Origin of the sequence: Agarivorans gilvus (assembly GCF_001420915.1) — a bacterium.
Taxonomy (GTDB): Bacteria; Pseudomonadota; Gammaproteobacteria; order Enterobacterales; family Celerinatantimonadaceae; genus Agarivorans; species Agarivorans gilvus.
Map to the genome: position 1 here is coordinate 3,717,171 of NZ_CP013021.1, position 20,256 is coordinate 3,737,426.

Consider the following 20,256-nt stretch of genomic DNA (forward strand, 5'->3'; position numbering starts at 1 on the left):
CTTGTACAGTGAATGGCTGGACGACTTGTTTTAAAGTGAAAATATTTCATTTTTTTATAATTTATCTGCCGATTAATACGGCGGCTTGGTCAGCCACTTGAGTCAATTTCAAGTTCACTTGTTTTTTTATCAATTGTGTTTGCGGCATGTCTTGCTCAATATGGCCTTTTAAACATCTAGACGGCTAAAGGATAAGAGATGACGACCACACATGTATTGGGTTACCCACGAATTGGTAAGCAGCGCCAGTTAAAATTTGCTTTGGAAGCCTATTGGCGAGGCGAGCTCTCCCAAGCGGAATTATTTGCACTAGGCAAGCAGTTACGTGAAGAAAATTGGCAACTACAGCAAAAAGCGGGTCAGGCTTGGGTCACGGTGGGCGACTTTGCTTGGTACGACCAAGTACTAACTACCTCAATGATGCTGGGCAACCTGCCGCGGCGCCATCAATCGGCAGAGCTGAGTTTAGATAGCATGTTTGCCATCGCTCGTGGTCAGCAAGGCAGTGGTTGCTGCAATGCTGCTTCCGATATGAGCAAATGGTTTAATACCAACTACCACTACATTGTGCCGGAGTTTTCCGAACAAACGCAGTTCAGCCTGCAATGGCGCCAGTTGTTAGAAGAAGTCGATGAAGCGCTGGCACTTGGGCACAAGGTTAAACCGGTAATTTTGGGGCCGGTGTCATATTTGTACTTGGGTAAAAACGAATTGGGCGCGGCCAAGGATTTTGACCGTTTGTCTTTACTTAAGCAGTTACTGCCGGTTTACGCAGAAATTTATCAGGCCTTGGCTGAACGCGGTATCGAGTGGGTTCAAGTGGATGAGCCGATCCTTGGTTTGGAAATTGATATCGCCTGGAAAGGCGCCTTGCTGGAAGCCTATAAGCAGCCTTTGAGTGATTGCAAAATTCTTTTAACCAGTTACTTCTCTGATGTACTAGATAATACCTCGGTGATTAAAGCCTTAGCGGTGGATGGTTTACACCTTGACTTAAGTGCCGCGCCGGAGCAATTAGATGCGGTACTGAGTTGGTTACCTGAGCACTGGGTATTGTCTGCGGGAGTGATCAACGGGCGTAATGTTTGGCGGGCGAATCTGCCTGCGCTTATCGAGGCTTATTGCGCATTAAAGGCGCAATTAGGTGAGCGTCTATGGTTGGCTAGCTCCTGTTCGTTATTACATTGTCCTTTAGATTTAGCGGCCGAAAGTAACCTAGGTGATGCAGAGTACCGACTTGCCTTTGCCGAACAAAAACTCACCGAATTACAGCTGTTGGCTGAGGCGATTAATGGTGATAAACAAGCGCTGCGGGTCGCCCGCCAATACAGCGCAGCCTTAAGCCGCGTGGCTAGACCGCTCACTCAGGAAGAACAGGCGCAAGCCGCTTCAATACCGCGTCAACGCAGCCTTAGCTTTGCCGAGCGCCAAGCGATACAGCAACAACAGTTGGCATTGCCGTTATTACCTACCACTACCATTGGTTCTTTCCCGCAAACCCAAGAGATTCGTCGTCAACGTCGAGAATACAAGGCTGGGCTCTTGAGTGAGGCCGATTATAAAGCAGCCTTAGCCGAGCATATTAAACAGGCGATAGAGTGTCAGGAGCGTTTGGGTTTAGATGTCTTGGTACACGGCGAAGCCGAGCGTAATGACATGGTGGAATACTTTGCCGAACAGCTTGATGGCTTCATCGTTAGCCGCTTTGGTTGGGTACAAAGTTACGGTTCTCGTTGCGTTAAACCCGCCATCATTGTTGATGATATTAGTCGCAACCAAGCGCTAACCCTTGAGTGGGCTGAATATGCCCAGTCTTTAAGTACTAAGCCGGTTAAAGGCATGTTGACGGGGCCGGTAACCATACTGAGTTGGAGCTTCCCGCGTGAGGACATCAGCCGCCAGCAGATTGCTGAACAAATCGCCTTAGCCTTGCGTGATGAGGTGAATGACTTGCAGCAGGCAGGCATTCAAATTATTCAAATCGACGAACCGGCGATTCGAGAAGGTATGCCCTTAAAACGTAGTCAGTGGCAGGCCTATTTAGACTGGGCGGTGGCTGCATTTAAGTTGGCGGCCTCCAGTGCCGAACCCTCGACCCAGATCCACACTCATATGTGTTATAGCGAGTTTAATGAGATTTTACCGGCGGTGGCGGCTTTGGATGCCGACGTGCTCACCATAGAAACCTCACGCTCGGCAATGAGCTTATTACAAGCCTTTGAAGAGTTTGAATACCCGAATCAAATTGGCCCTGGTGTGTATGATATTCACTCACCCAATATTCCGAGTGTGGATGAGATCAAAGCCTTGATCACCAAGGCTGCGCAGCTGATTCCCTTAGCGCGGTTGTGGGTGAACCCCGATTGCGGTTTAAAAACCCGTGACTGGCAACAAACCGAAGCTGCATTAACTAACATGGTACTTGCGAGTCAGCAATTGCGGACGAGTTTGGCTTAAGCGGTTTAAAGCCGCTGGTCTATACGGGTCAGCGGCTTCATGACTTTGCTGGTAAATACACTTACACTAAGGCTAAGTTCCGGTTTGGTTAGCCCTTATGCCTAAGGCCAAGTTTGTTAGTGGCAATATCTTTCGCCACATCATTTTGATGTCATCGACCAATGCAATTGGTCTCACCGCCTTGTTTCTGGTGGATTTAGCCGACCTATTTTTCATCAGTTTATTAGGCGAAGCAGAGTTGGCCGCAGCGGTCGGCTATGCTGGTACTATCGCTTTTTTCACTACTTCTATTTCCATCGGCTTAGCCATAGCGATGACTGCTTTAGTCTCTAAAGCGATAGGTCAACGAGACATCGCTCGGGCACGTCGTTTAGTTACCCATGTACTGGCCACTGGCTTATTGATTAGCGCTAGCATTGCCGCTTTGGCTTGGTGGTTTGCCCCCGAATTGTTGTCTTTGATTGGTGCCAAGGGCACCACCCATGATTTGGCGGTCAATTATTTACGCATATTACTGCCGTCGTTACCTGTGCTCGGTTTGGCAATGAGCGCTGGGGCTGCGCTGCGCTCGGTGGGTGATGCTAAGCGCGCCATGTGGTCGACTTTAGCTGGTGGCGGGGTAAATGCATTGTTAGACCCGCTGTTTATTTTTGCTTTTGGTCTTGGCCTGCCTGGGGCGGCGATTGCCTCGGTGCTGGCGCGTTTTGTCGTGGCGGGTGTCGCTTTATACGGAGTATCGTCGAAACACCATTTGCTAACGGCCTTTGACTGGCGTTTATGGTTGGCTGACAACCGAGTGATATTAAAGGTAGCGGGGCCCGCGATGATGACCAATGTGGCCACGCCGATAGGCAACGCCTATGTGACCGCGGCCATTGCCGTATTTGGCGATGCCTATGTGGCGGGGTGGGCTGTAGTTGGTCGTATGATGCCAGTAGCCTTTGCTATGATTTTCTCTCTCTCTGGTGCCATAGGCCCGATCATCGGGCAAAACTTTGGTGCCCACGATTACCCCAGAGTACGCGATGCTTTAATTAAAGCACTGTATTTTAATACTGGCTTTGTGCTGCTGGTGAGCCTGCTGCTGTACTGGGCGCAAGGGCTAGTGATTTTGGGCTTTGGCGTGGCCGGAGAAGCTGCCAGCCTGATTAGCTTTTTCTGCACATGGATTAGTTTCAGCTTTATTTTTAATGGTGCGATGTTTGTGGGTAATGCAGCTTTCAATAATTTGGGCTATCCCAGTACCTCCACCTTGATTAATTTTGGTAAGGCGACCTTGGGCACTATTCCTTTTGTTTATTTGGGTGGTCAATGGTTTGGCCCCTTAGGGGTGGTGGCCGGACAAGCGGTGGGCACGGTGCTGTTTGGGCTATTAGCTTTAAGATTGGCCTTTTATACGGTGAATAGGGTGACCGAGAAACATCAACGCAGTTTGGAGGAGCAAGTGGCTTTATCACCAGACATGCCACTCACGCCTTTTTGTTCGAGTCGGGCTTATATGTGCGCCGAAGCTGAAATAGATGAAAGCACCAATGGAGATAGCATCAAACTGTAATTTAGGCAGCAGAAAGCGGCGTGAGTTGGCAGCGTTCGCCTAGTAAATTAAGCAGTTTTGCTTCGCCATCAATCAAGGCCACGATAATTTTGTCGTGCTTTAGTTGCGGGCTTAATACCACTCGTCCATGTTGGTTTCTGAATTGTTTTTTTACCAGCATCGAGCGCAGCTGCAAGGGATTATCCAGCGAATAATAGAGCACTGTCACATCATCAGCGGCTTGGGATTTGGCCTTCATAACGGTCTCTTTAGTTAGTCATACCCTTAGTAAACGCTAGCACGACTTATAGCGATCACCGCATTTTTCACTGAACTACCAAAGGCTTTCTGTAAACAAGCGTTGACTTCTCTAAGTGGCTCGCTAATCTGGCAAAAAAATAGCAGGAATTAGCATGACTGAAGTTTGTAGTGCACGTGTCTTAATGTTTGATCTTGATGATACTTTGGTTGACGACGGCCAAGCCACGGCGAGTGCTGCCAAGGCCTTATTTCAACACTACCAACCGCAACAGGAAGCCGCCGCTTTAACCCATTGGCAAAGAGCCTTGAAAAAGTATTACCCAGACTTTTTACAAGCAAAAATCAGCGCTTCTGAGATGCGTCAAGCCAGAGCCAGAGAAGCTTTGCAAATGCCGCAGCTGAGTGATGCAGAGGCCGAGCAAGCTTTTGAATACTTCATGCAACAATATATTGCAGCCACTCAGCTCTACGCCGAAAGCCTGGCTTGCTTAGCGCAATTGCGCCAACAGGGCTGGCGCTTAGCCTTGGTGTCGAATGGCCCAGAAGATATGCAACAACGCAAGGTGACCGCGGCAGGGCTAAATCCCTATTTTGAATTTGTTTTAACTGCCGAAGCTGCCGGCGCGGCTAAACCCAAGGCGGCCATCTTTCAGCAGGCAGCGCAACGGGCGCAGGTGTCGCTCAGTCAATGCTGTTATATTGGTGACAATTTAGCTAACGATGCGCAAGGCGCTGCTGCTGCCGGTATGCAAAGTATTTGGCTGAAGCGTGATGGTTTAGCTGCTCAGGTTCAGCCTTATCAGGGCGTGGCTTGGCAAATTTCTTCGTTAACGCAATTAATCCATTGTATCGAACTGGATAAGGGGTAAGTTCTGGTGAACATAGATAGAGCACAAGAGGGCCGTCATGGATTTTAGTCGCCTGTGGGATTGGTTGGCCGACAGTTGGCATTTTTATCGCCGGCATTTTTTTAGCTTAGCGGCGATGGTGGTGCCTTTTGCCATTCCCTTTGCTTTAGTTCAGAGCAGTTATTTCCAGCAGCCTGAACAATCGTCCCCCTATAGTTATTGGTTATATGTGGGCTTGGGCTTGCTGATGCAGCCGATTTATCAAGGAGCGATTATTCTCTATATGCGAGCGGTGTTTATGCAGCAACGCTGGTCTATTGCTCAATGTTTTCAGGCTTCTTTAAGCATTTGGCCCAATTTATTTTTGTTAATTGCCATGAGTTTTTGCTTAGTGATGCTGGGCTTAAGCTTTTTCATTTTCCCCGGTCTGGTGATTGCCAGCCGCTTGCTGGTAGCAGACATTGATTGTGTAATGAATAAAACACCGCCGATTCAGGCCATTAGTAATAGTTGGCGACAAACCGAGCCTTTAAAATGGCAGCTTTTGGCGGGGGTGATTGTGGTGGCGGGGCTAACCATGGTGCCAGTATGGGGCATTCATCGTTTTCTCTTAGCTCATCAGGCGGCAGAGTTTTGGCTATTTATTAATCGGGTAGCGGGGCAATTGCTAGAGGTTTATTTTTTGGTATTTGCTTATCGCGTATATAGCGTCATTCACTCTGATAAGCAAAGCGTTTAAAGCTTAACTAACAAGTCTTTGGCCGTGGCTTAGCGGCTGTTTAAGCACTTAAGCTGCGGTAAATTGTTGTTGGTCTTGTAGTTGGTAACCCGCTGCGGCCATGCGTTGTAGCAGCTGTTGTTGGTCTAACTCGTAAAACTGGCAAAGCTCTGTTAGCGTGGAAAAATCATTACGGATCTGCATGTTAACAATGCTTACCAGCATATGAATGTCCATGGTATTAACGCGTTGTTGGTCTAGCATTTCCCCTCTCCTTAAATTAATGAGTAGCGTGCAAACCCCACTTCAACCAGGCTTTTTCGTGGAAGAAGTAGGCAATGCTGTTTATTGTGGGTTCAACAATGGCGACTAAGCCACCAATCATAATGTCGCCAGTTAATATCCAAGTCACCAAAAAGGCAATGCTAAAATGCATACTGGCAAATGTGATGGTTTTAATCATGAGTTTTCCTCTGGTTAAACTCTACATGCAAATGATAATTGTTATCATTTGAGTGTCAAGTTGTTTGTGGTTTTTTAGCGTTTATTTTTGGTTTAACGGTGATTGGCTGGTGAGTGTTCGGTTATACTTGCGCAGAAATAGGCCGGCCTAGCCTGTGCTGTAAATATTCAAGGAAGAGATATGTTTAGACGCTTTGCTGTATTTTGGGTTTTACTGTTTGTGGCTGGCTGTTCCACCATTTTACTCAATCAATTTGACCAGCGTTTTGGTGAAGCCAGTGTGCAAACCCGTATCTATTCTGAAGACTATCCTCCCGCTGCCGAATTTATCGATGAAGTAAAACCGATCCTCGATCAACGTTGTGTGATGTGTCATGCCTGTTATGACGCGCCTTGCCAACTGAAGTTAACTTCGGCTGCGGGGATTGATCGAGGCGTCACCACCGCGCGGGTCTATAATGCTACTCGTTTGACCGCCGACCCCACCACCCGTTTATATGCTGATGCAAAATCGACCCAGATGTGGCGGCAGAAGGGCTTTGAGCCGGTGTTGAATGAGCGTATCCAAACCGAACAGGCCAACCAAGAAGCCGGCCTAATGTACCAAGCCCTGCAACAAAAACGCACTCATGGTGAAACCGGTGAAGCGATTCTTGACCCGAATGCTTACGACTTTTCTTTAGATCGAGCCCAGCAATGTGTGGGCATAGAAGGGTATGCCAAAGTACAGGCTTCGCATCCAGAATGGGGCATGCCCTATGGTTTGCCTCCCTTAAGTGATGAAGAGTTTGATACGCTCACCGCTTGGCTGGCCAAAGGTGCGCCGATGGCTGATAGCTTGAAATTACACCAACAAATGCAAGCTCAGGTGGAGCAATGGGAAGCCTTCCTAAATGGTGATAGCTTGAAGCAGCAATTGATGGCGCGTTATATCTATGAGCATTTGTATATTACTCACTTGTACTTTGCCGAAGACAGCCACACTCGACCTGCTTTTTTCAAGTTGGTTCGCTCGCGTACCCCTCCAGGAGAGCCAATTGATGAAATTGCCACGCGTAGGCCTTACGACGATCCAGGCGTCGCGCGGGTGTATTACCGTTTAGCGCCAGAGCGCGAGAGTGTGGTGGTTAAAACCCATATTCCTTACCTCTTAGACGAAGCACGAGCAGAGCGTTGGACTCGCTGGTTCTTAGCCGATGACATTCAGGTCGACAGTCTGCCTAGCTATGAGCCTAAGGTGGCGGGTAACCCTTTTGTTGCCTACCAAGAGCTACCTTTAAACGGGCGTTACCGTTTTTTATTGGATGATGCCGAAACCTTTATTATGGGCTTTATGAAAGGCCCGGTATGTAGAGGGCAGGTTGCGCTGAATGTGATTCAAGATCATTTCTGGGTATTTTTCACCAACCCCGACAATGGCTATGATGAAATACAAGCTCAGTTTTTAGCCGAACAAAGCGAACACATGAGAATGCCCTCGGTTGAAGCAAGCAATGTATTGCCCATCAGTACTTGGTTAGATTACTCGAAACGTTATCATAAATACCTTTACTCGAGGATTGATCTGGTTAGAAACTGGATAGATAAGGATGATGGCAAGCTTAATTTAGATTTGCTGTGGGACGGTGATGGGGAAAATAATAACGCTGCCTTAACTATTTTCCGTCACTTTGACAGTGCCAGCGTGGTTAAAGGCTTGGTGGGACGCCAACCTAAAACCGCTTGGATTATTGATTACCCCTTGTTTGAGCGGATCCATTATTTGTTGGTGGCAGGTTTTGACCCCTACGGTAACTTAGGTCATCAACTAGTGACCCGCATGTATATGGACTTTCTGCGTATGGAGGGTGAGTTTAGTTTTGCCGCCTTCTTACCAGCAAAAGAACGCTACGATGAATTACGTAGTTGGTACGTGGGCGCAGACAAAAACATTGTGGAATATGTTGAGTCACAACCGCAAGAAGCCTTCTTTAAAAGCGCGGTTAAGTTTGACTCGGGTCGTCCAGCCAAAGCGCAGTTTTATACGATGCTGCATGACAAAGTGGCACCGGTACTGAGTCACAAATACGAATTAGATGCTCTGCAAGATCCCGCTGAAGTAATGAGTTTTGCTCAACATATTGAGGCCTGGCAAGGTGGGGCGGTGAAATTATTACCTCAGGTGACCTTCATACAAGTAGACCAGCCAGAGACGGCTACATCGCGCTATTACACTTTGCTTCGACACAATGCTCACAGCAATATATCGAGCTTGTTTTTAGAGAAAAATAACCGTTTACCGGATCAAGACTATGTATCGCTACTGCCCGGTTTAGTGGGGGCTTACCCCGGCGCATTCTGGCAAGTCAAACAAGCCGATTTGCCTCAGTTGGAGCAACAGTTGCTACACGCGAAGAATGAAGGTGACTACCGAGACTTTATGCAAAACTATGGGGTTAGACGCACCAATGCGGCTTTCTGGCCGTATAGTGACCGCTTACATCAGCGCTATTTACAAGCCGAGCCAATTAGTTCAGGGATCCTTGACTATAGCCGTTTTGAAAACCGCTAGGCTAAGCTTAATCAATATAATATGGCGCCCTTGAGCGCCTAGGGTGGACATGAGCAAAGTGATCCTAAAGGGATTTATCCTAGTGCCTGAAGAGGACTTGCCAAGGGTGAAAGCAGCTTTGCCAAGTCATGCTCAGTTAACTCGCGCCGAGCCCGGTTGTTTGTGTTTTTTGGTTACGCCAAATCCTAGTAATCCGCTGCGCTTCGATGTGTATGAAGAGTTTGTGGATAAGGCGGCTTTTGAGCAACATCAGCAGCGAGTGCAGGCTTCACCTTGGGGGCAATTAGCCAAAATGTCACTCGCCATTATCAAATTGTTGAATAGGCGCTTAAGCCTTTGGCCTTAGCGACTTTTGCGAAATAAGGAACATACTTGAATAAGCCACTCACCATTAGCTTGGCTCAGCTCCCTGTTGTGAAAGGCGATCTGAGCGCAAACTTAGCCATTCACCTTAATGCCATTGCTCAAGCTGCATCACAGGGTGCCGATCTGGTGGTTTTTCCAGAGCTTTCTTTGAGCGGTTATGAGCTGGAAATGGCAGAACAATTGGCAGTGGCTGCGCAGGCCGATAATTTTGCGGCGCTATCCGCCGCCGCGGTACAGCATAAGATCATGCTGATAGTAGGTTGTCCGCTGCGTAGCAAAGCTGGGGCTAAACCGATGATTGGTGCGGTGATTTGTTTTGCCGATGGCAGGGTCGAGTTCTATGCCAAACAATATCTGCATCCGGGTGAGCAACAGTATTGTTCGCCGGGCCATCAAGATTACTTGTTTAGCTTAAAAGGACGGCGCATTGCGCTGGCTATTTGCGCCGACTTTGCCGCTTCTGAACACTCACTTAGGGCTCGTCAAAAGGGGGCCGATATCTACTTAGTGAGTGCCTTAATATCTAAGGCTGGATTTGCCGATGATGCTAAGATATTGGCCGAAATAGCAGCCAAACAGCAGTTTTCCGTACTGCTAAGTAACCACATTTCAACGACTGGTGGTTGGGCAACCTGCGGCAATAACAGTATTTGGAACCATGCTGGAGAGTTAATCGGATGCTCTGAGTCAAGCCGCCCTTGCCTACTATTTGTCACCTTTACTGGCGAGCAGCCTGAGAATCGAGTGGAAGCCTTGCTTGGGATCAACCAAGACATTGTGGCATAAAGCACCAGCTTGCAAAATAAGCCTATGTTAATGGAGAACTCAATGGAAATTAAACCATGTCAGTCCATTGCGAGCATGACCCAGCAACTAGATGCGCTGTTGGCCGATGCCATTGACAGCGGCGCTTCCTTAGGTTTTTTAAGCCCAGCCAATCTGCAAGAGGTGGCAGCTTATTGGCAAAGTGTCGAAGCCGAGCTTCAGGCCGGAACCCGAAAGTTGTTTATTGCTCTTGAGCAAGACCAAGTGGTGGGTTGCGTGCAGTTGTCTTTATCGACCAAAGCCAATGCCAGCCACCGCGGCGAAGTAGAAAAGCTGATGGTAAACACTCGCCAGCGTGGCAAGGGCTTGAGTAAACTACTTATGGCGAGTATGGAGCGCTGCGCCGCCGAGATGGGTTTGTCCCTATTAGTACTAGATACACGTGTTGGAGATGTTGCTTCATTCTTATATCAGGCTATTGGCTATCAACAAGCGGGGCAAATTCCGCAGTTTGCCCGTAGCTCAAATGGCCAGCTAGACGCCACGGCTTACTTTTATAAATTGCTGTAGATGAAGGCTTAGCCGCCGAAGCTGAGTCAAAAATCTACGGTTAATTAATGCCGAGCGTCACGATAATCTGGGTGTATCTATCGTTAAAATTAAGAGTATTTAATGGAAAAAATATCTGGTGTAGTCAGTCACTTGCAAGCGATCTCTCGAACCGAAGTGACTATTGAACTAAACAGCGAGAAGCAAAATAAAGTAGTTCGTTTAGTCGTGGGGGAGCCGTGGGTAATTAGCCAAGGTGACTCTCTAGAGCTAAGTGGTGAGGCCGATCTTAAAAGCGGCGTTTTTGTTGCTTATGCTTACACTAACCAAACCAAGGGCGTGCGCTATTACCCTGAATACACTATAGGCATGCGGGCCGTGGCGGCATTTTGGTATTTGCTTAGCGGCTTTTTTGTGGTGGCTACAGCCAGCTTGCTGTACATAAATTTATTAGATTCTCGTCCTCGTTATTTGACTGCCGCCATCGTTTTCCTTCCCTTCTTATTCAGCTGTTCTTGTTTGCTGTTGGGTTATAAAAGGTTTGCTAAATTGAAGCGAATTACTCGCTCTGTGGCAGCGTCTGAATAGTCCTTAGTGGATGCGGAAGCGTCACTATTGAGCAAGTAATCCAGTCCGCTTGACTGACTGGACTACTTGCTTACTGTGACTTAGTTAGTTTTGAAACGAGAAACCATCGCTTGTAACCCAGAGGCTAAGTCATTTAATTGGCTGGCGCTGAGTTCTAATTGTTGTGATACCTCATTAGCTTGGCTAGAGCCATCGTGTATATCGGTAATATTGCGGTTAATCTCCTCAGCCACTAGATGCTGCTCTTCGGCCGAAGCGGCAATTTGGGTGGTCATATCACGAATGGTTAATACCGATTGCAAGATAGCTTGAAACACCGTGCTGGTTTGCTGGGTTGCGTTAACCGTAGTGCTTGAATGCTCGATGCTGCTAGAGAGTTTTTGTGCCACATTGCCAGTTTGTTGGCGTAGGTTAGTCAGTAACTTGTCGATTTCTTCGGTGGATTCAGCGGTGCGCCCCGCTAGAGTTCTCACTTCATCAGCCACTACTGCAAAGCCACGGCCCTGTTCACCCGCGCGAGCCGCTTCTATCGCCGCATTTAAGGCAAGTAGATTGGTTTGTTCGGCGATGCCACGAATGGTATCGAGAATCACCGTAATATTGGCCGACTGTTGCGACAACGCGTCCATGGCTTGATTCGAGTCATTCAAAGTGGCTTCTAGTTGGCTAACCGCCTGTACGGTATCTTGAATTAACTGGTGGCCTTCTTCTACTTGGTGTTGGCTGTCATCGGCACTGGAAGCCGCCTGACTACAGTTAGACGCCACTTCGTTAGAGGTGGCCACCATTTCGTGGAAGGCTGTTGAGACTTGTTCAACCGCTGCCAGTTGACTCTCGGCAATTTGCTTCATTTTGCTAGATAAGTCATTGGCGTGTATCGAGGACTTGTCTACTTGCTGGCTATTGTCTTTGATGCGCCCCACTAACACATTGATGGACTCAACAAAACGGTTAAAGGCGCTGGCCATTTGCCCCGATTCGTCTTTAGCTTGAATATTGAGCCGCTGGGTGAGGTCGCCCTCTCCAGAGGCGATACTCTCTAAACCTTCGGTGATGGTAAGCATCGGTTTGGTAATCACATTCATTAAGGTGTAGCCGATGGCCAAGAATAGCAAGACCATTACTACAGCAACACCCAAGATCAATGTTATTAAAGAGTTGGCCTCTTGATACACTTCGCCGGTGGGCATAAAGCCGATAAAGCGCCAATTAAGCTCGGGAGAGACATACACATTGGCTAACCAAGTTTGGCCATTCATTTCAATTTGATGGAGTCCGGTGGACGCATTGTTCACCTCTTGATAAGAGCCTACATCGCTCAAGGCCTTAAATAGATTATCTTCATTAGAGGGGTCGGCCAGAATATTGCCGGTATCCTCAATCATGATGACGTAGCCCTGCTGACCAAATTTTACCTTCTTAATCAGCTCGGTCAGCTTGCTTAGGGTCACGTCTACACCAACGGTACCATAGGCACCATTTTGTCCTTCAAAACGCATTAAGTAATCGAGGAGCGGAGCCTTGGTATTAATGTCTTGATAAGCGGCGATCCGCACTGGCGAGCGAGCATCGATGGACTGCGGATACCAAGGGCGTTTGCGCGGATCATAGTTGGCTGCGTTGTTACTCAGCGGCCACTGAATGTAGCCGCCATGGTCCATGCCCAAGTACACATAGGCTAGATCTGGCCGAGCTTCGCCAAATTGGCTCATTAATTCAAAGGCCTGCTGTTCAACTCCGCCAATGCTGTCGGTACGCATCATTTGGCTGGGTTTATCTATATAGGTTGTTACAGAGTGATCGAGCTGTTTGATAGCCGATGCATTAGCCAAGAAACGGGCATCTTCGGCTAAGCCATTTAAATATATCGAGAAGGTGGTGTCGATGTGGCCCAACTCTGCATGACTGCGATGTTCAAAGTTTAGTTTGGCGTTTTCTCTCACATTTAAGATGGTAATAATTGAAACGATCAGTACCGGTAAGATGACCCCGGCGAGTAGTAACAATAGAAATTTTGTTCTTATTTTCATTTTCTAATCCATCAGTCTGTTTACTATAGGTAAATATAGTGGACTTCGCGTGGTTTACTATAAAAGCGCAGTATTATTAGTAGTAATTGCTGTGCTTTCGTTATTTAACTTGAAGGTAAAACCCAAACTAAAGCTAAGGGAATGAATAGCAGGCTAGCTATATTTCCCAGCATCACGATTGAGGCAACGCGCTGGGGTTCGAGTTGATATTGTTCGGCAATAATAAAATTTAAAACGGCGGGTGGCAGAGCCGCAAATAAGATCAAACAGGCTTGCTGAGTGGGGGGGAGCGGTAACAACCAAATTGCCATGGCGGCACAAACTAAGCCGCTAAGCGGGCAGGCTATTGCGCCAATTAAGCCCACTTTCCAATCTTTTAGGTTAACATCGATTAAGCGTACCCCAAGTGTAAATAGCATCAGCGGCACTGAAATTTGTCCCAGCATGTCGATGGGCGTAGCCAGTAGTTGTGGTAAGGGTAGTGTCAAGCCTCCCCATAAGAGCCCCAAAATTGCGGCGACAATAACCGGAATACGCAGACTAGTGTGAATTTTGGCTTTGGGGTCGATGAAGTATAAACCCACGGAAAAGTGCAGCACCATTTCCACCATAAATAGGATCACCGCAATCGGCATCGCGCTTTCACCAAAGGCCAGAATAATCAAAGGTAAACCAAGGTTTCCCGCATTATTAAACATCATTGGCGGCAAAAAAGTGCGGGCGTTAAGCCGATAAAGTTTCACTAAGGGCAGTAGCAGTAAACCCGAGCCTAGTACCACCCAAATGGCAGCGATAAACAGTTGGCTATAGTGGGTAAATTCGAGGTGGTTATTAGCCAGTACGGAAAAGATCAACGCGGGACAAAAAATATCCATGTTCATGCGATTGGCCGCGCTAATATCAGGCCGATGTTTGCGGCCATAAAGCAGCCCCAGCATTACAATCAATACCAAGGGGCAATAATACTGAGGATTGTCCAAGCCACCGATAAGTCGTCCATAAATTGCTCAACAACCTAGCATAACAGAAAGCGTTTAAGGTGATCAGGCTTTAACAGTGGAAGGTAATAAAGTCTCTTACTGAGTGTTAGTAACGGGATAAAAGCTTTCGCCTATGGCGACGTCATTTTTCTTTGACGAGCAAAGAAAAACGAAGCAAAAAGAAAGCTCGCCCTGCATCTTCTTAGATCCTGCGTTGCGCACTCACAAGGGCGTTGAAGTAACTCGCTGCGCTCAAACAGACTTCAACTTTAATTCCTTGTTCATTTGCGCTACTCGGCGAAGATGATGGGATTGAAAGCGCAACCTAGGCTTTCGAGGGTGTGAAACGTTTTTGCCCCAAAGTGTGTTTGCATTTTTAGTTTAGGAGGGCTGTTAGTCTCGTTTTATCATTTTGTTTTGTATCGAGTTGTTAGTAAGGGTTTCGCCCTGACGGCGATATACTTTTCTTTGCTGGCCAAAGAAAAGTATACAAAAGAAAGGCCACCCTGCATCTTCTTAGATCCTGCGTTGCGCATTCCCAAGGGCGTTGAAGTAACTCGCTACGCTCAAACAGACTTCAACTTAATCCCTTGTCCACTTGCGCTACTCGGCGAAGATGATGGGATTTAAAAGCACAATCTTGGCTAGCGAGGGTGAAACGTTTTTTCACTTAATTTGTTACAGCTCCCTCAAAGCTACTCTTATTAAGCCTATGTACCCTTAATATTTCTACTTTTGTGGATATGGTACTGTTTTTATATACAGTTTTCTTGCGTTTCCTACTTTCCACAAAGGCTTGCATACTTTTATGCTGATTTTTTTGTCACTTTTGGTGCTAGGTGGCTGATATACTCAGAAAAGGTGATAATCTGGGTTTTATTAAATGTATGATAAGAGGAAAGTTTCCTTGTTTAAACAAGGAATTTTTCCTCTTAATAAACTGTTAGCTTCTAGGAGTAAAATTGAACAATTCAGAAAATAAAATTAATACTGTATTTTTATTATGGATAAAGTTGGTTCGAGAAGAATTATGTAGATTCGAAATGTATCGAGATTTTATGCACACTGAATTTTCTAAAGCTCGTATTAATGATGCATCACAAAAATTTTTAGAGGACACTTTCATGCCGATTGAGAATGCATCACTATTCCTTATCGTTCATTCTCATTTTGAAAAATCTCTAAATTTACTTTGTTTTTCACTACAGGGGCAGGTTGAAAACTTAAAAAAACTAAACGACTTTAATGGTTTTGGCATAGGAAGAGCAAAAGATTTTTTGAGTCAAGATCAATTAAAAATAAAGCCCGTATTTAGTAAACCAGAATGGCAAACTTTAACTCAGATATCTTTCGTCAGAAACGTTATCGCTCATTGTGGAGGAGAGATTGATGAGTCTCAACAGAAGCATTTATCAGCTAAACATTTCGCTGAAAAAAATGGAGCAAAAATTACCGAATTAGACGATGTAGCATGTATTGAGTTAACAGCTAATTATTTAAACATGTCATTTGAAAAATATAGAGACTTTTTAGCTGTTCTTGAAAATGAATTGCAGCATCACACTGTATAAGCTAACAAGTCGCTCAAGTGGACTGCCAACGCGTGGCATTTTTAGTTTCAGTGGGTTATGTGGTTAAGGTGCAATGCATTGAGTAATCTAGGCGTTGGCAGCCACTTAGCTCAGCGTTACCTCTACAGATCTTAATTCGAACGTTACCAAATAGTGCTTTTGCCACTAACACACTTTTGTCCAAAGACGTTTTAGCCAGCTAAGTAAAGGTGTGTGCTAGTTTAAGAGTTAGTATGACACACTATTACTCTGTTTTAGCACGTTGTCAGATTTGGCAGTGATAATAGGTATGAACTTTGTTAACTGTTTGATATCAAGTGGTATTTGTTAGGTATAGCCATCTTTAGGAGCTAAATAAGGCTAATGAGCTAGGCGAGTAATACCGCAACTGGCAAAAAAGGGTTAACAGAGCGAGGGCCCTGTTAACTCGATGCGCGGGCTTACTTGGAAGGAGGTGTGTAACCTTCGATATCAACCTCGCCGTCTTCAAATAGGTATTTCACCATTTCGGCTTGCAGTAGTTCTCGGTCTTCTTGGTTCATCAGGTTTAATTTCTTTTCATTGATGAACATGGTTTGTTTTTTCTGCCATTCCGCCCAAGCTTCTTTACTGATGTTGTCAAAAACGCGTTTGCCAACTTCTCCTGGTATCAGCTGGAAATCCAACCCTTCGGCTTCTTTTTTCAAACGCTGGCAAAATACTGTTCTAGCCATATTGATCCCTTATTGCGTGCTCACTCATAGCGTGCAGTGACGGTAAGTAAAGGTAGAGGCAAAGCTATTTTCATTGATTTTTAACGATGACAGCCAAACCCACCTTAGGTGCGTGTTGCTTGTTATACCAAAGTTGTTGTTTGGGTTCCACGACTTGTCAATCTGGCGCCAGCTTTTATCCTTCAGTTGTCACTCTTAAGTGACTGCAGAAGTCATGGTAAAGATGGCGCTCAGTGACTTAATTCAGCGTTTATTCTAAGAAAGCATCAAGGGTTGTTGTGGGTTGCATAGTGTATGGGTTCCAAGCTCCTAGGGTGTAGCCTTGCCAGCTATATGCTTGTGGTTCCCAATAAAATATACCTAGTCCTTTATTTTGGTTTACTTGGCGTAGTTTAGAGATCATGTCGGCAACAATCGTTTTGGCTTCTGGATGGTCCCAAGGCACCCCAATTTCACTGATCATTACTTCGCTACCGTAGCGGTCAACCATGTCATTTAAATTGGCTAAACACTGACTGTTGGCTTGTTGCCAGCTCAGTCCAGCCGCATTGGTGGGGTAGGATGAAGCGCCTATCACATCCCACCAAGCGTCGTTCGCTTGCAGGCCGTCGAAAATCCAGCGGAAATTGGCGTTGTCATGGCAATTGGCTAAGTGAACAATCACTTTGGCATCGGGAAAGACTTCTTTTGCGGCATTACGCCCGCTATTAAATAACCATGCATAATTACGCATATTATTGGATGCCATGCCCTCATACCATAACATTCCGTTATTGGTTTCATTACCCACTTGGATCCATTTAGGCGTGATGCCTGCATTACGTAGCGCCTCGAGCGAGGTTTTAGTATAAGACCATACTTCCCCCATCAATTGTTCGAAGCTGAGTGAGGACCAAGCGCTAGGTTTCCACTGATTCCCCGGATCTGCCCAAGTATCGCTGTAATGAAAGTCAATCATCACATCCATGTTGGCCGCTTTAGCCCACTGAGCTTTAATGATCACGTCATCAATGGAGCTGTAGTAGCCATCGCTGGGGTTTACCCATACTCTTAAGCGTACCGCACTCATGCCGTGGTCACGTAGTATCGACAGTACGTCTTGGCGGTAACCCCAATCGTTATAAAACTCATAACCACTGTCTTCCATCTGGGTTATCCAACTGATATCTGCTCCCTTAACCAAGGCCATTGAGTGATAGCTAAAAGTCAAGCTGAGCAGTAGCAGCAAGCTATTGATTATTTTTTTCATGTATTTATCCCTTAATAATGTGTTAACAACATTCCCATGTTGCCTGCAAGAACATATAACAGCGGGTTTTGGTGTCGCAGGGGAGTATCAAAAATAATCGAGTTGATATGTTTAAATTTTGTGATTTGTGATGCTTTAAAGTTTTGGCTTGGTAAATTTACTGTTAAAGCGTTGGGCTGATCGCGCTTATTATTCAAGCTGAATTACTATTATCAGGGGACGTCAGTGGCTCGGGGCCACGTTAGTTTTTCTTGAAACTATCTCGCCAAATAAATTCATGCCCAAAATAAGTGGTTTTAGTGTGTTTTCTGCCTTCCAGTTTTTCAATAAACATATCGATGGCCGCTTCACCCATTTCAAAAGGAAATAAACGCATGGTGGTGAGGCTAGGGCTCATGTGGCGAGCCGAGGCGATATCGTTGGTACCTATCACTTGAATGTCGTCTGGTATCGATAAACCATGCTCATAAATGGCACGATAAACACCGATCGCCACCATGTCTGTGGCGGCATAAACCACGTCGGGTAAAGTCGGTAGCTGTAGCATCTCTTTAGTGGCAAGATAGCCCGATTCAATACAATACTCTTTGCTCACTTTACACAACTCGTCATGATATAAACCATGGGCTTTGGTGACCTGTTGAAAGGCATGCAAGCGGGCTTCATTGTTGCCGATAAAGGCTGGTCGTTGGCAACCGCTGGCCACGACATGCTGCATTAAGTCGTAGGCTAGGGCGAAGCGGTCAATTAATACCGCATCGGTTTTGGCCCCAAGTGGGTTGGTATCTACAAAAATCAGTTTGGGGTTGGTGTTGTAAAGGGTATGGGTGGCCTTGGCACTGAAGTGGCCTACCGCTACCACTGCGGGTGATTGTCGAATTAACTCTAAATTGCTGTCTATTTGGTCGAGGTGAAGCACCTGTAAGTTGATGTTTTTCTGTAAACTGCGGTTTTGGATGCCAGCGCGAATCGAGGTGAAATAGGGGTCGTCAATCTCTTGAGTGGGGGTTAAAAAGTTAACGATGACTAGCTCTTGGCGCTCTAGTGAGGTTTCGTTTGGCCTTGGCTCGGCTACTTTCGCCTGAGTAAATTGCTTTTTGCTACGTTTCGGCGATTGATAAGCCAGTGCTTCCACGGCTTCAAGAATGGCCTTCTTTTTGTGCTCACTGATGCTTAAAGTCGGATCTTCATTAAGAAACCTCGAAATGGTCGAAGTCGAAATGTTCGCGTGTCGTGCTATATCTTTAAGTGTGGCCAAGGTGTACCTACTGTTAAGTCATCGTTAAGAAGTGATTGACGATGGCTAAAGAGGGTTATTTCTCTTTAGCCCTGCTATTTTAATGGCTTAAGTTTACCGAAGTAAATGAAAGCGCATCTCCTTTGGGATCAAATATCTGCAATTGCTCGGCACTGGTGTATAGAGAAATTGACTGCCCCGGTTGTACTTCGGTATCGCCGTGATTGAGGTACTTAAAATTGTCAATGCTATGGCACTGACCAAAAACATAAGTCATTCCGCCGAGACGTTCTACTACTTCACATTGGAAATCCAACACTAAACTATTGGTCTCGGTAGCGAGATGTTCAGGGCGCACACCCAGCGTGAGCTGCTCACCTACCGCCTGTTGGCGAACTTGAATTGGCAGCGTCATTTGGTGGCCCGATTCCAGCTTGACCGTTAGGCTCACTTCATCCCAAGCACTTACGCTACATGGCAAGAAGTTCATTTTAGGGGAGCCGATAAAGCCCGCCACAAACTTGTTTTTAGGTTGATGGTATAGCTCCATCGGAGAACCCACTTGCTCAATCCGTCCATCTCTTAGTACCACAATTTTATCGGCCAGCGTCATCGCTTCTACTTGGTCGTGAGTCACGTAAATCATGGTTGATTTAAGTTCTTGGTGCAGCTTGGCGATATGCAAACGCATGTCTACACGCAGCTCTGCATCAAGGTTAGAAAGCGGTTCATCAAATAAGAATACTTTAGGGTCGCGCACAATCGCGCGGCCAATGGCGACCCGCTGACGTTGCCCGCCTGACAATTGCGCCGGTTTACGGTCAAGCAAGTGCTCTAATTGCAGGGCTTTACCCACTAAGGCTATTTTCTTTTCGCGTTCTTCTTGCGGGACTTTGTTCACTTTAAGTGAATAGCTCATGTTTTCTGCCACAGTCATGTGCGGGTAAAGGGCATAGGATTGAAATACCATGGCAACGCCACGCTCTGAAGGTGGGGTATCGTTAACCACTTTGCCAGCGATAGAAATATCTCCACCGCTGATTTCCTCAAGGCCGGCAATCATTCTTAGCAGAGTGGATTTGCCACAACCAGACGGGCCAACAAACACCACAAACTCACCTTCTTCAATAGACAAGTTAACGTCATGAATGGTTTGGGTATCGTCAAAGCGCTTGACGATATTAGCTAGCTGAATAGAAGACATCGAATTTCCTTATGATAAAAAAGTAAAAATAGTGTGACATGTCTCATTTATATTTAGTAAATTTTATTTACCGTATGTTTCTTCTGTCACAGTGCTAATCGTTTTTAGTGATGTAAATCACATCAATGATTAAGTTCTATGGAAAAAATAACATATCAGCGCATATTTGCACC

At 46.2% G+C, this 20,256-nt stretch carries 19 protein-coding genes; 10 read left to right on the forward strand and 9 right to left on the reverse strand.

Annotated elements, in window-relative coordinates; all coding sequences use genetic code 11:
• Positions 1 to 198: 198 nt before the first annotated feature.
• Together metE and AR383_RS17655 are read left to right on the forward strand one after the other, a co-directional pair.
• A complete protein-coding gene (metE, locus tag AR383_RS17650; RefSeq protein ID WP_055734323.1) occupies positions 199 to 2,457 on the forward strand; it encodes a 5-methyltetrahydropteroyltriglutamate--homocysteine S-methyltransferase in 2,259 nt (752 codons plus the stop codon).
• A gap of 97 nt (positions 2,458 to 2,554) precedes the next feature.
• Positions 2,555 to 4,012 (forward strand): MATE family efflux transporter, encoded by a 1,458-nt coding sequence (locus AR383_RS17655; protein WP_055734324.1) that lies wholly within the window; start codon positions 2,555 to 2,557, stop codon positions 4,010 to 4,012.
• A 1-nt stretch (position 4,013) separates the two neighbouring features.
• On the opposite strand, the gene AR383_RS17660 is transcribed toward AR383_RS17655, so the two are convergent.
• Positions 4,014 to 4,250: a DUF2375 family protein gene (locus tag AR383_RS17660; protein WP_055734325.1), complete on the reverse strand. Its 237-nt coding sequence runs from the start codon at positions 4,248 to 4,250 to the stop codon at positions 4,014 to 4,016.
• Positions 4,251 to 4,404: 154 nt separating this feature from the next.
• Between AR383_RS17660 and AR383_RS17665 the strand changes: the two genes are divergently transcribed.
• Entirely contained in the window at positions 4,405 to 5,121 is a 717-nt protein-coding gene (locus tag AR383_RS17665; protein WP_055734326.1) for an HAD family hydrolase, read from the forward strand.
• A gap of 37 nt (positions 5,122 to 5,158) precedes the next feature.
• A complete protein-coding gene (locus AR383_RS17670; RefSeq protein WP_055734327.1) occupies positions 5,159 to 5,839 on the forward strand; it encodes a YciC family protein in 681 nt (226 codons plus the stop codon).
• Positions 5,840 to 5,887: 48 nt separating this feature from the next.
• Here the strand turns inward: AR383_RS17670 and AR383_RS17675 are convergent, their stop codons facing one another.
• On the reverse strand, positions 5,888 to 6,082 hold the full coding sequence (locus AR383_RS17675; RefSeq protein WP_055734328.1) for a DUF4250 domain-containing protein: 195 nt from the start codon (positions 6,080 to 6,082) through the stop codon (positions 5,888 to 5,890).
• Between the two features lie 16 nt (positions 6,083 to 6,098).
• A complete protein-coding gene (locus tag AR383_RS17680; RefSeq protein ID WP_055734329.1) occupies positions 6,099 to 6,281 on the reverse strand; it encodes a DUF2061 domain-containing protein in 183 nt (60 codons plus the stop codon).
• Positions 6,282 to 6,461: 180 nt separating this feature from the next.
• Here AR383_RS17680 and AR383_RS17685 point away from each other — a divergent pair, with 180 nt between their 5' ends.
• The 5 genes from AR383_RS17685 to AR383_RS17705 all read left to right on the forward strand — a co-directional run bounded on the left by AR383_RS17685 (position 6,462) and on the right by AR383_RS17705 (position 11,099).
• The gene (locus tag AR383_RS17685) at positions 6,462 to 8,831 is read left to right on the forward strand and encodes a fatty acid cis/trans isomerase (RefSeq protein ID WP_055734330.1); all 2,370 of its coding nucleotides are present in this window, start codon (positions 6,462 to 6,464) and stop codon (positions 8,829 to 8,831) included.
• Positions 8,832 to 8,880: 49 nt separating this feature from the next.
• Entirely contained in the window at positions 8,881 to 9,177 is a 297-nt protein-coding gene (locus AR383_RS17690; RefSeq protein WP_335338360.1) for a putative quinol monooxygenase, read from the forward strand.
• A gap of 26 nt (positions 9,178 to 9,203) precedes the next feature.
• Positions 9,204 to 9,983, forward strand: coding sequence for a carbon-nitrogen hydrolase family protein (locus AR383_RS17695; RefSeq protein ID WP_055734331.1), 780 nt, complete (start codon positions 9,204 to 9,206; stop codon positions 9,981 to 9,983).
• A gap of 42 nt (positions 9,984 to 10,025) precedes the next feature.
• Complete coding sequence (locus AR383_RS17700) at positions 10,026 to 10,532, forward strand: GNAT family N-acetyltransferase (protein ID WP_055734332.1); 507 nt, start codon at positions 10,026 to 10,028, stop codon at positions 10,530 to 10,532.
• A gap of 102 nt (positions 10,533 to 10,634) precedes the next feature.
• Positions 10,635 to 11,099, forward strand: coding sequence for a hypothetical protein (locus AR383_RS17705; protein WP_055734333.1), 465 nt, complete (start codon positions 10,635 to 10,637; stop codon positions 11,097 to 11,099).
• A gap of 80 nt (positions 11,100 to 11,179) precedes the next feature.
• Here the strand turns inward: AR383_RS17705 and AR383_RS17710 are convergent, their stop codons facing one another.
• Positions 11,180 to 13,129, reverse strand: a complete 1,950-nt coding sequence (locus AR383_RS17710; RefSeq protein WP_055734334.1) for a methyl-accepting chemotaxis protein — start codon at positions 13,127 to 13,129, stop codon at positions 11,180 to 11,182.
• Positions 13,130 to 13,233: 104 nt separating this feature from the next.
• Entirely contained in the window at positions 13,234 to 14,109 is an 876-nt protein-coding gene (locus tag AR383_RS17715; RefSeq protein WP_232304763.1) for an AEC family transporter, read from the reverse strand.
• 962 nt (positions 14,110 to 15,071) lie between these two features.
• Here AR383_RS17715 and AR383_RS17720 point away from each other — a divergent pair.
• Entirely contained in the window at positions 15,072 to 15,680 is a 609-nt protein-coding gene (locus AR383_RS17720; protein ID WP_055734336.1) for a hypothetical protein, read from the forward strand.
• Between the two features lie 440 nt (positions 15,681 to 16,120).
• Here AR383_RS17720 and AR383_RS17725 read toward each other — a convergent pair whose 3' ends face one another.
• The 4 genes from AR383_RS17725 to AR383_RS17740 form a co-directional block, all read right to left on the reverse strand.
• On the reverse strand, positions 16,121 to 16,393 hold the full coding sequence (locus AR383_RS17725; RefSeq protein WP_055734337.1) for an oxidative damage protection protein: 273 nt from the start codon (positions 16,391 to 16,393) through the stop codon (positions 16,121 to 16,123).
• A gap of 250 nt (positions 16,394 to 16,643) precedes the next feature.
• Positions 16,644 to 17,642 carry a glycoside hydrolase family 53 protein gene (locus tag AR383_RS17730; protein WP_055734338.1) on the reverse strand — a complete coding sequence of 333 codons (999 nt, stop codon included), beginning with the start codon at positions 17,640 to 17,642 and terminating at the stop codon, positions 16,644 to 16,646.
• Between the two features lie 241 nt (positions 17,643 to 17,883).
• Positions 17,884 to 18,900, reverse strand: a complete 1,017-nt coding sequence (locus AR383_RS17735) for a LacI family DNA-binding transcriptional regulator (RefSeq protein WP_055734339.1) — start codon at positions 18,898 to 18,900, stop codon at positions 17,884 to 17,886.
• Positions 18,901 to 18,979: 79 nt separating this feature from the next.
• Positions 18,980 to 20,083, reverse strand: coding sequence for an ABC transporter ATP-binding protein (locus AR383_RS17740; RefSeq protein ID WP_055734340.1), 1,104 nt, complete (start codon positions 20,081 to 20,083; stop codon positions 18,980 to 18,982).
• Positions 20,084 to 20,256: the final 173 nt, after the last annotated feature.

What these genes read in the sequence shown, in the direction of transcription:
- AR383_RS17710 (WP_055734334.1), bottom strand. Translation starts at nt 13,129, where the DNA reads ATGAAAATAAGAACAAAATTTCTATTGTTACTACTCGCCGGGGTCATC.
- AR383_RS17685 (WP_055734330.1), top strand. Translation starts at nt 6,462, where the DNA reads ATGTTTAGACGCTTTGCTGTATTTTGGGTTTTACTGTTTGTGGCTGGC.
- AR383_RS17705 (WP_055734333.1), top strand. Translation starts at nt 10,635, where the DNA reads ATGGAAAAAATATCTGGTGTAGTCAGTCACTTGCAAGCGATCTCTCGA.
- AR383_RS17655 (WP_055734324.1), top strand. Translation starts at nt 2,555, where the DNA reads ATGCCTAAGGCCAAGTTTGTTAGTGGCAATATCTTTCGCCACATCATT.
- AR383_RS17690 (WP_335338360.1), top strand. Translation starts at nt 8,881, where the DNA reads ATGAGCAAAGTGATCCTAAAGGGATTTATCCTAGTGCCTGAAGAGGAC.
- AR383_RS17680 (WP_055734329.1), bottom strand. Translation starts at nt 6,281, where the DNA reads ATGATTAAAACCATCACATTTGCCAGTATGCATTTTAGCATTGCCTTT.
- AR383_RS17700 (WP_055734332.1), top strand. Translation starts at nt 10,026, where the DNA reads ATGGAAATTAAACCATGTCAGTCCATTGCGAGCATGACCCAGCAACTA.
- AR383_RS17675 (WP_055734328.1), bottom strand. Translation starts at nt 6,082, where the DNA reads ATGCTAGACCAACAACGCGTTAATACCATGGACATTCATATGCTGGTA.
- AR383_RS17725 (WP_055734337.1), bottom strand. Translation starts at nt 16,393, where the DNA reads ATGGCTAGAACAGTATTTTGCCAGCGTTTGAAAAAAGAAGCCGAAGGG.
- AR383_RS17660 (WP_055734325.1), bottom strand. Translation starts at nt 4,250, where the DNA reads ATGAAGGCCAAATCCCAAGCCGCTGATGATGTGACAGTGCTCTATTAT.
- AR383_RS17730 (WP_055734338.1), bottom strand. Translation starts at nt 17,642, where the DNA reads ATGAAAAAAATAATCAATAGCTTGCTGCTACTGCTCAGCTTGACTTTT.
- AR383_RS17740 (WP_055734340.1), bottom strand. Translation starts at nt 20,083, where the DNA reads ATGTCTTCTATTCAGCTAGCTAATATCGTCAAGCGCTTTGACGATACC.
- metE (WP_055734323.1), top strand. Translation starts at nt 199, where the DNA reads ATGACGACCACACATGTATTGGGTTACCCACGAATTGGTAAGCAGCGC.
- AR383_RS17670 (WP_055734327.1), top strand. Translation starts at nt 5,159, where the DNA reads ATGGATTTTAGTCGCCTGTGGGATTGGTTGGCCGACAGTTGGCATTTT.
- AR383_RS17665 (WP_055734326.1), top strand. Translation starts at nt 4,405, where the DNA reads ATGACTGAAGTTTGTAGTGCACGTGTCTTAATGTTTGATCTTGATGAT.